This window comes from Microbacterium sp. EB106-03-03-XG65 (assembly GCF_058791955.1).
On record NZ_JBYTEB010000001.1, the window covers coordinates 606445 to 620342 of the forward strand.

Genomic DNA, 13898 nt, shown 5'->3' on the forward strand with positions numbered 1-13898 from the left:
CGAAGACGCCGGCCGCCCCGGGTGGGGGCGGCCGGCGTCGAGTGAGCCGCGGGTGATCAGGGGGTCGCCCGGCGGAACGCGAGGAACGAGATGCCGGTGAGCACCACGACCGCCGCGAGGCCCCAGAGCGCGAGGCCCAGCGCGCCGGCGTCGAGGATGCTGACCCAGACCTGTCGCCACAGCTCGAGCCGCGTGGCGAGGAATGCGAGTCCGACCAGGACGAGGGCGAGACCGACTCCGACGATCGTGAGTGCGGTCGGCCCCCAGCTCTTGTAGATGGTCGCTCCCGTGAAGCCGACCACGAACAGGAACAGGGCGAGCGAGAAGTACACGATGAACGCGCCGACGGGCCCCGCCTCCCAGAGCCACGGAAGGTAGAAGACGTATCCGTTGATGCCGTAGCCGTTGGTCAGCGTCTCGATCGCGCCGCCGAGGAGGAACACCACTCCCAGGAAGGCACTGCCGAGGATCGCCGTGAGCATGGTTCCGACGAAGAAGTCCCGTCGGGTGATGCTCATCGCCTGCGAGAACGGGAAGGTGAGCGTCATCGCCGAGATGCCGATCGCGAAGAAGTACCAGAGAGGCGCCTGTCCGCCGCCGCCGTACTTGGGGCCGTCGGTCGGGATCATCGCGTAGATGAGGATCGAGATGACGGTCGCGGAGCCGAGGATGATCAGCGGCACCCAGATGAACGTCTGACGGTTGATGAGCTGCAGCCGGATGACGTTGAGCGTGCGTCGCATCAGCGCACCTCCTCTTTCGCTTCGATTCCTCTGGTGGTGGCGGTCTGCGCCTTCTGCGTGAGACGGACGATCAGCTGCTGCAGCGAGACGGGCGCGAGATCGAGCCCGGATGCCGTGACCTGTGCGCGGTCTGCGGCAGACAGCGCCCCGAGCACGGTGACGGAGGCCACGCGGCCGAGTGCCTCGCGATGCAGCACCTCGCGGTCGGCGGCCCACGCGTCGACCTTGGTCGCATCGCCGACCACGGTGACGGCGCGGTCGCGCACGGCATCCGTGTCTTCGTTGAGGAGGATCTTGCCGTCGTCGATCACGATGACCTTCTCGATGAGGTTCGACACCTCGTCGATCAGGTGCGACGAGAGGATGATCGTTCGTGGGTGCTCGGCGTAGTCCTCGAGCAGACGGTCGTAGAAGATCTGCCTGGCGACGGCGTCGAGACCCAGGTACGGCTCGTCGAAGAAGGTCAGCTCGGCGCGCGAGGCGAGCCCGATGATGACCCCGACGGCCGAGAGCTGTCCGCGGGAGAGCTTCTTGATGGTCTGCTTCATCGGCAGCTGGAACTGCTCGATGAGCTCGTCGGCCAGCTCCTGGTTCCAGTTGTGGAAGAACAGGCTCGCCGCCTTGAACGCGTGACGCGGGTAGGCGTCATCCGGGTACTTCTGGCTCTCGCGCACGAAGCAGATGCGGTTGAGGACCCTGGTGTTCTCGTAGGGGTGCTCGCCGAACACGCGCACGGTGCCGGACGACTCGAAGTTCTGGGCCGTGAGGATCGACATGAGCGTGGTCTTGCCCGCGCCGTTGCGGCCGAGCAGTCCGTAGATCGCGCCGCCTTCGAGGCTGAGCGAGACGTTGTCGAGCGCGTTCTTCTCTTTGTAGTGCTTGGTGAGGTTCTGCACCTCGATGACGGCGGTCATGCGGGGGACGTCCCTTCTGTCTGAGCTGTCTGGGCTGTGTGGGTCGCGCGCTCGTGCAGCAGCGCGGCGAGGTCGTCGGCGCCGAGACCGAGCGTGCGGGCCTCGGCGATGAGCGGGTCGATGTAGCGATCGGCGAACGCGGCGCGGCGTTCGCCGAGGAGCAGGTCTTTCGCGCCGGCGGCGACGAACATGCCGATGCCGCGCCGCTTGTACAGCACTCCCTTGTCGGTGAGCATGGCGACTCCCTTCGCTGCCGTGGCGGGGTTGATCCGGTAGAAGCCGGCGAGCTCGTTCGTCGAGGGCGCCTGCGACTCTTCTTCGAGCGAGCCGTCGAGGATCGAGTCCTCGATCTGCTCGGCGATCTGGAGGAAGAGAGGCTTTCCTTCTTCGATCACGAGTCCTCCGCCGCGGTTAGTGGGTTAGTTACTCGACTAGGTAACCACTGAACTTAGATCGTGTCAACCGGGGATTCTGAGATCGACGTGCTCCTCGCCGACTGGGGTGGTCACCCACCGCGGAGCCGAGCGAGACGAAACGCGTCACAGTTGCGAGAGCGGCTCGCGTCGTTTCGTCTCAGGCGACTTCGTCGTCTTCGCTCAACGACCGACGCTCGTGACCGGTCGTTGAGCAAGCCCGGCGGAGCCGAGCGAGACGAAACGCGTCACAGTTGCGAGATTCGCTCAATGACCGGCGCTCAGCCGCGCAGATCCCGGGTGCGCAGCGCGAGGGCCGATGCGACGACGAACGCCAGCGCCAGACCCCAGGTGAGGGCGAGTCCCCCCGCATCGACGCCCTCGGCGAGCGGCGACTGCCGGTAGACCCAGGCGTACGGCGAGAGAGCGTTCACCCATTCGAGGTCGTCGGACTGCTTCGCCAGGGCCTGCAGGATGTAGCCGACCACCGCGATTCCCGCACCGACCCCGGTCGCCCAGACGCGGCGGCCGGTCGCGGCTCCGGCGAGCAGAGCGGCGGATGCGGTGAGCGCGGCGAGCCCGGTGAGAGCGGCGCTCGCGCCCACGATGCGCCAGCCCTCGAGGTCGAGTTCGGCGGAGTCGTTCAGCACCCAGACGACGAGGCCCGAGAAGGCGCCGAGCCACAGCAGCCGCACGAGCACGGCGAGCGCCGACTCGAGTGCGTACTGGCCGCGCCCGATGCCGTGCGCCAGGTCGAGTTCCGCGCGGCCGCTCTCTTCTGCGCCGGCGATCGCCGCGGATCCCCAGAGCACTGCGGCGATCGTCGTCAGCAGAAAGCCCATCAGGCCGTAGAAGGTGCTCTGCGTGTACCCGGCGCCGCTCGAGATCTGGTCGTAGCCGAGCGTGTCGACGAGCTCGGGCGGCAGTGCCGAGATGATGTCTTCGAGTTGGCCGCCGCCGCCCAGGCTCGGGTACAGCGGCAGGTACAGGCACAGCACGGCGGCCAGGCCGATCGTCCATCCGAGCAGACTGCGCCAGGACTCGCGCAGGTTGCGCCGGAACACCGGCAGGATGCGGTTCATCGCTGCTCCTTCCCATCTTGGCGCGCTCGCCGGGTCGCGGGCGGTGGTGCGGCCGACGCGGACGCGGGGATGGATGCGGCGGCGTCGCCGTAGAGCCGCAGCACGGACTCCTCGAGGTCGGGCTCCTCGACGGTCAGATCCCGCACCTCGAACGGCGCGAGTGCCTTGATGAAGGGGTCGATCGCGCCCTCGACCGTGCCCGACAGCCTCAGCACGCCGTCGGCATCCGTCGTGTCGATTCCGGTGAGCCCGGGAACCCGCTCGAACGTCGCGCGGGCGCCCACCGCGTCGGTCGTGAGCACCTGGACCCGCACCCGTCGGATCGACCCCAGCCGCAGTGAGGCGACGTCGCCGTCGGCGACGACCCGTCCGTTTGCGAGCACCGCGACCTCGTCGGCGGTCTGCTGGATCTCGCTCAGCACATGCGAGCTCAGCAGCACGGTCTGTCCGGCATCCTTCGCCTCGCGCACCAGCTGCAGGAACTCCCGCTGCACCAGAGGGTCGAGGCCGCTCGTCGGCTCGTCGAGGATCAGCAGCTCCGGCCGGTGCATGAACGCCTGGATCAGCCCGACCTTCTGCTTGTTGCCCTTCGACAGCGTGCGCACGGGCCGCGACAGGTCGACGCCGAGGCGATCGGCGAGTTCGCGACCCGTGCGCAGGGTCGCGGCGGCGTCCGGCGACCCTGAGACCTGGGCGTAGAACGACAGGGTCCGGTGTCCGCTCGCTCGCCCTTCGAGGTGCAGCTCGCCCGGCACGTATCCGATGCGCCGTCGCAGTGCGGCGCCGCCGTGGCGCGGGTCTTCGCCGAGGACTCGCACGCTGCCCGACGACGGGCGGATGACGTCGACCAGGGTGCGCAGCGTGGTCGTCTTGCCCGCACCGTTGGGGCCGATGAGTCCGAAGACGGTTCCCGGACGCACTCTCAGGTCGAGCTCGTGCAGCGCGATGCGGCTGCCGTAGCGCTTGTGCAGACGGTCGATCCGGATCGTGTCGGTCATGATGCGTCTCCTTCTGTGGCGCCGCCCTCTGCCGCGAGGGCGTCGCGCGCGCCGTCGAGCAGCGCGGTCGTCGAGTAGATGCCGTGCGTCAGCAGCTCGAGGGTGGGCAGTGTGGTGCGGAGCAGTCCGGCAGGGCTCAGCTGATCGGCGCCCAGTGCCCGCGCGATCTGACTGCGCATCACGACCGGGCCGAGTCCGATGAGGGTCACGAGCAGCGTGGTCATCTCCGGATCGCTCATGGGCTCGAGCATTCCGGCCGCGCCCTGCTCGTCGAGCACGTCGCGCGTGCTGGCGAGGAAGCTGTCGAACAGCCGATCGGCGCCGGGGGAGCCGTCGACGAGCATGCGTGAGAGATAGTCGACGTAGGGCCCGTACCGCTCGAGATCGTGCAGCGCCGCGCGGATGCGGTCGCGGGTCGGCGCGTGGATCAGGTCGTGCTCTTCGTCGATGAAGACACCGACCACGTAGTCGTCGCACTCGCTGCGGAGCGCGTTCTTGTCGCCGAAGTGGTGCACGATCAATGCCGGGCTGACGCCGGCCGCCTTCGCGATGCCACGCAGGCTCGCTCCGTCGAATCCCTCGCGGGCGAAGGCGACGATGGCTGTGTCGCGGATCCGGGCCCGCGCGGTGAGATCCTCAGAAGCTGAACGCATGTACAGCAGACTAAACACTTGTTCAGTCCGATTCAAGAGGTGGCGCTCGTACTCTGGAGACGTGGACTTCCCCTTCAATCGTCTGCGCCGCTGGCCCGACGTCGAGGCCGACAACCTACAGGCCCACGACGCGACCGACCTGCTGCTCGTCGAGCGGGCCCTCTCGTCGGGGGTCGACGGGCGCGCGGTCGCGGTCATCGGCGACGAGTACGGAGCGATCACGCTCGCCCTGACGGATGCCGGACTCAACGGCATCCGCGTGCATCAGGACCTGGCGACGGGCCGACGGGCGCTTCTGCGCAACGCTGACGAGCTCGGGATCTCGGGGTTCTCCTCGCATGAACTCGACGCCTCTCTGCTCGACGGTGCACGCCTCGTGCTGCTGCAGCTGCCCAAGGCGCTCGCCGAACTCGAGGAGATCGCGGATGCGGTGGCGCGCTGGGCCGCCCCGGATGTCGTGCTCGTGGCGGGAGGGCGCGTGAAGCACATGACCATCGCCCAGAACGAGGTGATCGCGCGCAGCTTCGCCGAGGTGCAGGCGCAGCGGGCCGAGCGCAAGTCCCGCCTGGTCGTGGCCACCCGCGCGCTGCCGGTGCCCGAAGAGCCGCCGTTCCCCGTCGCGGCGCGGCATGACGGGCTGACTCTGGTCGCACACGGGGGTGCGTTCGCGGGGGCACGCCTCGACATCGGCACTCGGGTGCTGCTCGACGTGCTCCGACGCGACCGGGTCGTCGGCGACGAGAGTCCGGATCGGCCCGCGGTCGTCGTCGACCTGGGCTGCGGAACCGGCGCGCTCGCCGCCTCGTACGCCCTCGCCCATCCGGCGTCTCGCGTGATCGCCACCGATCGATCGGCCGCGGCGGTCGCCTCTGCCCGCGCCACGATGGTCGCGAACGGCGTCGACGGGCGCGTCACGGTCATGCACGACGACGCAGGCTCCGAGATCGCCGACGCGAGTGTCGACGTCGTGCTGCTCAACCCGCCCTTCCACCTCGGTAGCAGCGTGCACACGGGCGCGGCGACGCGACTCTTCGAGGCCGCCGCCCGCATCCTGCATCCCGGCGGCGAGCTCTTCACGGTCTACAACTCGGCGCTCGGGTACCGCTCCGAACTCACCCGCCTCGTGGGTGCGACCGAGCAGCTCGATCGCACGCCGAAGTTCACGGTGACGCGCAGCACCCGGCGCTGACTCGCCCCTCGCGGCGCCGTCGCCACAAGCGCGGGTGCGCGATCCGGCGCGCCCGGACGGTCGAGGTGACCCCGCCGACAGATATATCGGTTGATCGGGGTTTTTCGGAGCGTGTGGCACGCACGCTACGCACGGAGAGTGCGCGAGTACGCAAATCCCCACCGCGCACCACTCAGGACCGCCCGGACCGGGCCTGAGGTCCCCCACCTGGAGATGTCATAGAGACGTCAGCCACTCCAGGACATCGCCGCGCGACCGCGCAGTTGGGGAACTCAGAAAAATGCGAACTCGTAGAACCGACGGCGGGCGCCGCCGCAAGGCCACCGCTCTGGGCGTGACGCTCGCCATCGCAGCAGGGCTGCTCACTCCGATCGCCATCGCGACGGTGGCTCAGGCGGCGACCGAGCTGTCGATCAACTCACTGGGCCTCGAGGCCGCCGCCGGCTCACTCACCGACGGGCGATGCGAGTCCACCGCCGGAACGTGCACCCTGCGCGCGGCCATCCAGGAATCGAACGCCCTGAACGCCCCCGCCGGAGAGGTGACCATCGGTGTCGATCCCGGCTTCGCCGGTGGCAACATCGCGATCACGAACACCGCCGCGACGCGGATGAGGAGCACCGCGCTGGCAGCGGCGAACGGCGCGGTGGCCGGTGACGTCAGCGGTGACGTCAACGGCGCGATCTACGAGGTGACGGCGCCGGTCACCATCGACCTGGAGCACAAGATCACCGTGCATCCGGCTGGAGCGGGCGACCTCGCCGTCGCTCCCTTCCACCTCAACGGCCCCGACATCACCGTCCGCGCTGTCGACAACGTCTGGGCGGGGGAGACCTCGTTCTACATCGGACCGATGGCCAAGCGCGTGACCCTCGACGACATCGAGGTCCGCACGGTCACCTACTACCCCGAGCGCTTCTTCGTCGTGCGGGGCGGGGCCGAAGACATCACGGTCTCGAACTCCACGATCAGCGGCTTCGCCTCCAACGAGAGGGACTGGAACTGGGGCGTGGTCGAGGGGAGCACCGCGTCCTTCCCCGTCAAGGGACTCACCGTCACCGGCAACACCTACATCGCCAGCGACGCGAGCGGCGCGTGCAACGGAAGCACAGCCGCGGGATGCACCTCGACACCCGTCGAGGCCTACGAACAGCACATCACCGAGCTCGTCTTCTCCGACAACGTCGCCTCGAACATCAACCGCTCAGCCGCCTCGGACGCCCGTGCCCTCGACCTCCGCTACGCCACGGTGGGGAAGCTGAAGGTTGCAGGCAACACGTTCTCCGCCCCCTACTACCGTGCTCGCCAGGCGGTGGTCGACCTGGCATACGCCAACCTCGACAGCTTCGAGATCGTCGGAAACGACTTCACGCAGATGTCGGGCAACGGCGATGTCGACGACTCGGCGGCTGCGATCGTGCTTCCCACAGACAAGCGCATCGGCACGCGCGGAGAGATCTCCGACAACCAGTTCGTCGCGACGGGAACCCTGAACACGCAGGCCGTGTACTGGAACGGTCTCGAATCGACCGACTCCGCCGCGAACCTCGCCGACTCCCGCGTCTCGATCGTCGACAACCACTTCGACGGCTTCTCCACCAGCGCATCGCGCTCCAGCATCCGGATGACGCAGACAGGCGTGGTGGAGATCGCCCGCAATACGTTCGGCACCCGGTCGGGAAGCCAGGCCAACACCGTCCTCGAGGAGTTCGCCGGCAACGGCTCCGTCGCGTCGACTCTCGTCAGCAACCTGAACGCCTCCGCGAACGCGAAGCTGAACACGTGGTGGCCGACCGCGCGCACCAGTGCGAACGTGCAGACCACTCCGCTCACCGCGGCCGAGTGCACGGTGCCGCTCGAGGTGGCCCCGCCCGCCGACGCGGAGAACACCACCGACTACGCCGCGGGCCGTTATCCCGCCGTGCCTGTCGCACTCGACGTCTATTGGACCCAGGGGAACGACGCGGAGGTCTACATCGGCCGCTACGACGTCACAGCCAACCAGCGTCAGACGCTGCAGGTCGCTCTGCCCATGCCGGGTGACGAGCTGCTCGAGAAGAACAACGGCAAGGGCCCCGTCGACCCCGTCTCGGGGGCCGTGAGCGGCGCCCTGCGCGTGCAGACCATCGAACCCCCGGTCGGAACCGCGTCGCCGTCATCGCAGTACTCGCGAGTCGCGGTCATCGACGGCAGCTGCCGTCCGGTGCTCACGATCGCGCAGGCGGCCACACAGAACGAGGAGACGCACGCCCGCGACCTGCACTTCACGCTCACCTCGTCGATGCAGCTCGACGCAGCGACGGTGGCCATCGAGGACTTCGTCGTCGCGGCGACGAGCGCCACGTCCGAAGGGCTCGACGGCGTCATCGCCGGCATCAGCACGATCGACGCCGCCAGGCTGAACCCGCGCATCGTCTCGGTCTCCGAGGTCGCCGGCAGCTCGGGCACGCAGTTCGATGTCGTGGTGCGCGTCGACGACACGGCCCGCGTGACCGTATCGATCGGTGCGGACACCGTCGCCATCCCCTCGGGGCTCGGGAACATCAGTGGAGCGACCACGGGCACCACCCGCGCCACCGACAACATCGTGACGTTCGTGAACCCCATCACCGCTCAGCCCAGCAAGTTCACGGTCGTGACGGGCGACGAGCGGGGCAAGAACTTCACCTACATGCTGGCGGCCGGTGCTCCCGCTCCGACCGAGCAGCTGAAGTTCACGACGAGCATCAGCCAGCCCGCGGGCACGCCGAAGCTCTCTCTGAGCACACCGACGCCGGTGATCAACGGCGGAGCCTCGCAGACGACGGCCATCGTGGTGACCGCTGCCGCAGGTGATGCGGAGGCGGGCACGAAGACGACGATCTCGGCGACCGTCGCGACGGGCGACCCCAACTACGACGGTCTGCTCGTGCTCGATGTGACCACGTATCTCTACGCCACCGACCCTGTCATCAACATCGCGAAGCGCGCCTACACCGACGTCGTCGATGCCTCCTCCGTGGAGCGGATCGAAGCGACGGGCACGCCCGCTCCCCGCGACAGCCGCCTCACAGACGGTCAGCCGGTGTGCTTCGTATACACCGTCTCCAACACCTCTGCCGATGACTGGGTCACGGTTCTCCGCGACATCCAGGTCAAGGACTCCGACGAGCGCCTCGGCGATGCCGGTCTGATCGGCACCATCCCGTCGCTGCAGAGCGGGGACTCCACGAAGCTGTTCTCCTGCGTCTCGCTCATCCCCGCGGACACCACGGTCGACGGCCCGATCGCAGAGTCGGGTGACGCCCCGTGATGACGCATGCACGACGCCTGTCGAGCCTTCGGCGCCCCGGCCTCGCGGCCGCAGCACCTTTTCTGGTCGGACTGCTCATCGCGGGTGCATCGGCCGGAGGAACGTATGCCCTCTGGTCGGCGAGCACGTCAGCCAGCCTCGGCGACATCACCGCCGGCAACCTCAGGCTCGTCTCGATGGACACGACCTGGAGTCAGATCACTCCGGGAACCGGTGCCGCAGAGGAGCTCCCGCTCACCGGGACGCCCGCAGACTTCCGCGTCATGCCCGGCGACGTCATCACCATCACCCAGAACGTCGAGTCGTACCTCCAGGGCAACAATCTCAGCGCGGGGCTCGCGGTCGACTATGCGACCGGGAGCGACGCCGCTCAGGATGTCGAGGACGGACTGATCGCGCTGTCGTTCCACATCGAGAACGCAGAGGGCGTCCAGGTCGCTCCCGCGAGCGGAACCGCGCCGTTCGGCACGACTCTTGCGGTGGGCGGTCTGACCGGCACCGATCGAGGGGTCGTCGAAGACTGGAAGGTCGTCATCTCTGCGGAGATCCTCGGCGACTACGACTGGGTCGACGGCGACTCCGTCGACGACGCACCTGCCCAGTGGGCAGCCGGGAACATCGTCGTCACCCTCGAGCAGCTCCGCGCAGGAGCCGGCTTCGTCGAGGGAGGGACCCCATGAGCCGCAAGAGCGAACGCCGGGCGAAAGGGCCGCGCAGGCACACCCGCGGTCGCTCCTACGCGCAGGCCGCCATCGGCGGACTCGTTCTGGGAGCGCTCGCCGCCAGCACCGTTCCCGCCGCATACGCCCTGTGGGCGATGGATGATGCCGTCACCATTCCCGCGTTCGACCACGGTCGCGTCGCCTTCGCGGCGGCTCCGACCGACGGGTCGGCGGCTCTCGTGCACACCGCGGACGGTGCCGCTGTCGAGATCGTCCTGCCCGGGTCGGCGATGGCTGAAGTTCTGGGCCAGACCGAGCCCGGCGCTGCCCCGATCATCTGGACCTTCGAGGCCACCGGATGGGCCGACGGCATCGCCGGCCTCGTGTACGACGTGTCCGTGACCTCGCAGGTCGCGAGCGACGGGTCCGTTCACGATGTGAGCGCCGGAGTGGGCCAGGAGGGCACGCTTCTTCGCTACTCGACCCTCAAGGTGTACCCCGCCGACGCCGGAGGCGGATGCACGGACGTGCCCGCGACCCCGGAGGCCCCCGAAGGGGAGACGCCGAAGAACGTCATGGTGTTCGACGGTCAGGCCCATCAGCTTCAGGCGCCCGGAGCCCGGGGCGATGGCGGATCGAGTCAGACGTGGTGCGCGGCGATGGCCTTCATCAACACGCCGGACGGCAGCTACGTCAACGATGCTTTCGCGCAGGGCGCCGCGGAGGACGGAAAGGTCTACGGAGCGCTCGACACCTGGAACACGGCCGTGAGCTTCCCGCCCTCGTTGCCGTTGCTCGGCACGTACGTCAACGAGGCCGAAGCCACCGGTGTCGCCGAAGACCAGACCCGCCCGAGGGACGTGGACGTCTGGAGTGCGGCGCTCTACCCGGACCCGAGCAACGAGCCCGACATCACGATCGTCCTCGACCCCGCAGTGACGAACCTCAACGCGGCAGTGACGCAACCCAGCGATCACTTCGCGATCACGACCTCGAACGAATAACCGCGTTCGGCGCAAGCCCCGACGGCCACCCGGCCTCGGTCGAACCAGTCCCTCGCAGGGGGCTACAAGCAGAAAGAGAAACATGGACAGCCACGCATCAACAATCGTTGTCACCGAGGAGCGCAAGCGTCGCCGGGGACTGGTGTGGATCGGTCTCGGAGCAGTCGCTCTTCTTTCGGGAGGGTCGACGTTCGCCCTCTGGAGCGCCAACGACACCTTCGCGGGCGGAGACATCACCGCTGGTGACCTCAACCTCGTGCAGACGGCTGACACCTCGTTCTACGACGTGTCCGCCGACCGTGCCGACGCGACCGACACGCTCGTCGGCACCGACGGCTCGCAGCTCGGACACCTGATCGACGACGCGTCCTGGCGCGCCGTCCCGGGTGACAAGGTCGCTGCCGCGTTCTCGGCAGATGTCACGCTCGAGGGCGACAACCTCGTCGGCAAGCTCTCGGTGGCCGGCCTCGACGCGATGACCGACGGCAACGCATCCATGACCTGGTCGTACGAGGTCTACAACCAGGGTGTGCTGCTCGTCTCCGAGACCGCGGTCCCCGCGGACAGCGGCCTGTTCTACCTGTCCGCACCGGCCACCGGTCAGGCGGACGGCGTCGACGACGGCGTTCCCATGGCTGCCACCGCCGGTGGCGCTGCGGGTTCGACCGTCTTCCAGATGACGGACACGTCCGAGGACGTCACCGTGGTGCTCTACGGCACGTTCGACAGCACCGCCGGTGACGCCGGCAAGGCCGCGGTCGCCGCGGACGGCAGCTACTCGGATCAGACCGAGGCCGCGACGGGCACCCGCGAGGATGCCCTGACCGTCGACACCCTCGCCGAGCTGAAGCTGCAGCTCGACCAGGTCCGCGACACGGGCTCGCAGTTCAAGTAAGCAGGCCCGATCATCGGGGCACCCGCGTACGCGGGTGCCCCACGACAAGGAGAAGAAAGTGCCTCGCAACCGAATCAGATCCACGCGGACCCGGCAGGGCGCCGGACTCCGTCTGGCACGGGTGCCCGGCTCTCTCTGGCAGTCGCTCGGCGCCTTCCTCGGAGCGATCGCGGCCGGCGTCATCATCGTCGCCGTCGCGACCCTGTTCCTCATCCCGCGCATCCTCGGGGGAGACAGCGTCACCGTGCTCACCGGTTCGATGGAGCCCGGCCTCGCACCGGGCGACGTCGTGGCCGTACGAGGGATCGCGGAGGAGGACGTCTGCACCGACGTCTCGATCGGCGACATCGTCACCTACTACCCCACCCCCGACGACCCGGCGCTCATCACCCACCGCGTCATCGCCAAGACCGTCGGCAACTACGACGACGGCACGTCCTGTCGCCTCATCCTGCAGGGAGACGCGAACTCCGCGCCGGACGAACCGGTCTCGCCCGAGCAGGTGCGCGGCGTGTTCCTGTACGGCATCCCGGCCGTGGGATGGGCGCGGAGCTGGGTCGAGGACAACAAGATCCTCGTCTTCTCGCTCTTCGCCCTCCTGGCCGTGGGCGTCTACGCGCTCGATCGGGCCCGCCCCCGAACACGCATCCGCACGATCGCGGGGGCGCACACCGCCCCCGACACCGCCCCCGACACCGCCCCCGACACCGCCTCCTCTTCCGCTGATGACAACGGTGCATCCAGCGGTGACGCGTCGCTCCGACGGCGGGAGCTGGATCTGCGGGAACGAGAGCTCACTCTTCGTGAACGTGAGATCGCGCTTCTGGAACAGCAATTCCGTGCCACCGCAACAGCCCCATCGTCTCCGCGAGAGGAACACCCGTGAGTGCCTACATCGACGTCTCCGGCGACAGCTATTCCCTGAAGCAGTCTTCGCGGCTGGTACGCGGCGCGCGAGTCCTCGGCGCCATCGCGCTCGTGCTGGCCGCCCTCATCTCTGCGCTGTTCTACCTCGCTCCGGCGAGTGCCACCGTGTTCGGCACACGCGCTCCGGCGGACGACGCGCGCAGCGCCGCCGCCGGCGCGGAGACGGATGCCGCAGCCGCCGGCGTCGCGCCGATCATCGCCACCGAGGGCGATTTGCTCTCCGGTCGATGGGATGGGCGCACCGTCCATCTCGATTGGCGAGGCGACGACCATGCGACGGCCGAGGCGAGCTTCGTGGGCGATCGTGTGGTGTCGCCCGGCGACCGCGTCTTCCGCACGCTCGGTGTGCGAAACGACGGCCCCTCCGACGGCGTCATGGCCGTCGGACTCGTGCTGGCCGAGACCGTGCCGGTGCTGGCCGCCAACCCGGAGCTCGGCGACCACGTCACACTGTTCTGGGACATCGCCGGAGTGACCGGATCCGCGCCGTTCTCCGACCTGCTCGCTCTCGACGACGGGCGTCCCGAACTCGTGCAGGTGCAGGTGCCACGTGGCGCCGACGTTCCCGTCACCGTCGGATTCGAGGTGCCGGCATCGCTGACCACCGAGATGAACGCGCACGCAGAGTCGACCGACTTGCGTTTCGACATCGTCGTGCAGATCGAGGGCGACACGAGCACGACACCTCCGATCCTCGCGCAGACGGGCGCGGATGCTGCGCTCACCGGGGCCCTCGTCGCTCTCGCGCTCGGAATCGCTGCCGCCGAACTGCTCCTGCTCGCTGCCCGTCGTCGTCGGTGCGACGTCTGCGACGACGTGATCGGGCGCGGTGCGCCCTGGGTTGCTCGGCGCGCGGCATCCGGCGAGCGGGAGATCCTCTGCGTCACGTGCGCGCCGGTTCCCGTTCGCTCCGCACCGGTGTTCTCGACGTGAGACGAATCCCCGGTCAGCCGCCGAAACTGAACGCCTTTCGGGATCGTGGATTTGCCCCTGACCGGCCATTTCGTTACGTTGGTCTGCGGGCCTGACGGCCCGAAGACCAGTCCGCGACCACGTCCTTCTTTCGAATGTGCTGTGCTGCGAAGAGGCGTGGACGTACGGTCGATGCTCTATCGCGGTGGATCCG

The 13898-nt window shown here is 68.5% G+C and carries 13 protein-coding genes; 7 read left to right on the forward strand and 6 right to left on the reverse strand.

Translation table 11 applies throughout. The features are described from left to right. Positions 1 to 56: 56 nt before the first annotated feature. From AC3WS6_RS02940 to AC3WS6_RS02965, 6 genes are all read right to left on the reverse strand, one after another. Positions 57 to 743 (reverse strand): hypothetical protein, encoded by a 687-nt coding sequence (locus AC3WS6_RS02940; RefSeq protein ID WP_492499574.1) that lies wholly within the window; start codon positions 741 to 743, stop codon positions 57 to 59. Next, on the reverse strand, positions 743 to 1657 hold the full coding sequence (locus AC3WS6_RS02945; protein WP_492499575.1) for an ABC transporter ATP-binding protein: 915 nt from the start codon (positions 1655 to 1657) through the stop codon (positions 743 to 745). Before AC3WS6_RS02945 ends, AC3WS6_RS02940 begins: the two co-directional genes overlap by 1 nt. Beyond that, positions 1654 to 2052 carry a GntR family transcriptional regulator gene (locus AC3WS6_RS02950; RefSeq protein WP_492499576.1) on the reverse strand — a complete coding sequence of 133 codons (399 nt, stop codon included), beginning with the start codon at positions 2050 to 2052 and terminating at the stop codon, positions 1654 to 1656. The genes AC3WS6_RS02945 and AC3WS6_RS02950 overlap by 4 nt, the downstream gene beginning before the upstream one ends. A gap of 299 nt (positions 2053 to 2351) precedes the next feature. Beyond that, positions 2352 to 3152, reverse strand: coding sequence for an efflux permease Rv1217c-related protein (locus tag AC3WS6_RS02955; protein WP_492499577.1), 801 nt, complete (start codon positions 3150 to 3152; stop codon positions 2352 to 2354). Beyond that, positions 3149 to 4150, reverse strand: a complete 1002-nt coding sequence (locus AC3WS6_RS02960; RefSeq protein ID WP_492499578.1) for an ABC transporter ATP-binding protein — start codon at positions 4148 to 4150, stop codon at positions 3149 to 3151. Before AC3WS6_RS02960 ends, AC3WS6_RS02955 begins: the two co-directional genes overlap by 4 nt. Next, positions 4147 to 4803, reverse strand: coding sequence for a TetR/AcrR family transcriptional regulator (locus AC3WS6_RS02965; RefSeq protein WP_492499579.1), 657 nt, complete (start codon positions 4801 to 4803; stop codon positions 4147 to 4149). Before AC3WS6_RS02965 ends, AC3WS6_RS02960 begins: the two co-directional genes overlap by 4 nt. Positions 4804 to 4864: 61 nt before the next feature. On the opposite strand from AC3WS6_RS02965, the gene AC3WS6_RS02970 reads away from it, so the two are divergent. The 7 genes from AC3WS6_RS02970 (at position 4865) to AC3WS6_RS03000 (ending at position 13705) form a co-directional block, all read left to right on the forward strand. Beyond that, entirely contained in the window at positions 4865 to 5992 is a 1128-nt protein-coding gene (locus tag AC3WS6_RS02970) for a class I SAM-dependent methyltransferase (protein WP_492499580.1), read from the forward strand. 280 nt (positions 5993 to 6272) lie between these two features. Further along, positions 6273 to 9284, forward strand: coding sequence for a hypothetical protein (locus AC3WS6_RS02975; protein ID WP_492499581.1), 3012 nt, complete (start codon positions 6273 to 6275; stop codon positions 9282 to 9284). Further along, complete coding sequence (locus AC3WS6_RS02980) at positions 9284 to 9964, forward strand: alternate-type signal peptide domain-containing protein (RefSeq protein ID WP_492501439.1); 681 nt, start codon at positions 9284 to 9286, stop codon at positions 9962 to 9964. The genes AC3WS6_RS02975 and AC3WS6_RS02980 overlap by 1 nt, the downstream gene beginning before the upstream one ends. Further along, entirely contained in the window at positions 9961 to 10950 is a 990-nt protein-coding gene (locus AC3WS6_RS02985) for a hypothetical protein (RefSeq protein WP_492499582.1), read from the forward strand. Before AC3WS6_RS02980 ends, AC3WS6_RS02985 begins: the two co-directional genes overlap by 4 nt. Positions 10951 to 11032: 82 nt before the next feature. Then, positions 11033 to 11845: an alternate-type signal peptide domain-containing protein gene (locus AC3WS6_RS02990; protein ID WP_492499583.1), complete on the forward strand. Its 813-nt coding sequence runs from the start codon at positions 11033 to 11035 to the stop codon at positions 11843 to 11845. A gap of 58 nt (positions 11846 to 11903) precedes the next feature. Further along, positions 11904 to 12731 carry a signal peptidase I gene (locus AC3WS6_RS02995; protein WP_492499584.1) on the forward strand — a complete coding sequence of 276 codons (828 nt, stop codon included), beginning with the start codon at positions 11904 to 11906 and terminating at the stop codon, positions 12729 to 12731. Beyond that, the gene (locus AC3WS6_RS03000) at positions 12728 to 13705 is read left to right on the forward strand and encodes a hypothetical protein (protein ID WP_492499585.1); all 978 of its coding nucleotides are present in this window, start codon (positions 12728 to 12730) and stop codon (positions 13703 to 13705) included. Before AC3WS6_RS02995 ends, AC3WS6_RS03000 begins: the two co-directional genes overlap by 4 nt. Positions 13706 to 13898 lie beyond the last annotated feature (193 nt).

Excerpts from the sequence above, each read along its gene's own strand:
- AC3WS6_RS02940 (WP_492499574.1), bottom strand. The coding sequence starts at position 743 with ATGCGACGCACGCTCAACGTCATCCGGCTGCAGCTCATCAACCGTCAG.
- AC3WS6_RS02945 (WP_492499575.1), bottom strand. The coding sequence starts at position 1,657 with ATGACCGCCGTCATCGAGGTGCAGAACCTCACCAAGCACTACAAAGAG.
- AC3WS6_RS02955 (WP_492499577.1), bottom strand. The coding sequence starts at position 3,152 with ATGAACCGCATCCTGCCGGTGTTCCGGCGCAACCTGCGCGAGTCCTGG.
- AC3WS6_RS02960 (WP_492499578.1), bottom strand. The coding sequence starts at position 4,150 with ATGACCGACACGATCCGGATCGACCGTCTGCACAAGCGCTACGGCAGC.
- AC3WS6_RS02965 (WP_492499579.1), bottom strand. The coding sequence starts at position 4,803 with ATGCGTTCAGCTTCTGAGGATCTCACCGCGCGGGCCCGGATCCGCGAC.
- AC3WS6_RS02975 (WP_492499581.1), top strand. The coding sequence starts at position 6,273 with ATGCGAACTCGTAGAACCGACGGCGGGCGCCGCCGCAAGGCCACCGCT.
- AC3WS6_RS02980 (WP_492501439.1), top strand. The coding sequence starts at position 9,284 with ATGACGCATGCACGACGCCTGTCGAGCCTTCGGCGCCCCGGCCTCGCG.
- AC3WS6_RS02985 (WP_492499582.1), top strand. The coding sequence starts at position 9,961 with ATGAGCCGCAAGAGCGAACGCCGGGCGAAAGGGCCGCGCAGGCACACC.
- AC3WS6_RS02990 (WP_492499583.1), top strand. The coding sequence starts at position 11,033 with ATGGACAGCCACGCATCAACAATCGTTGTCACCGAGGAGCGCAAGCGT.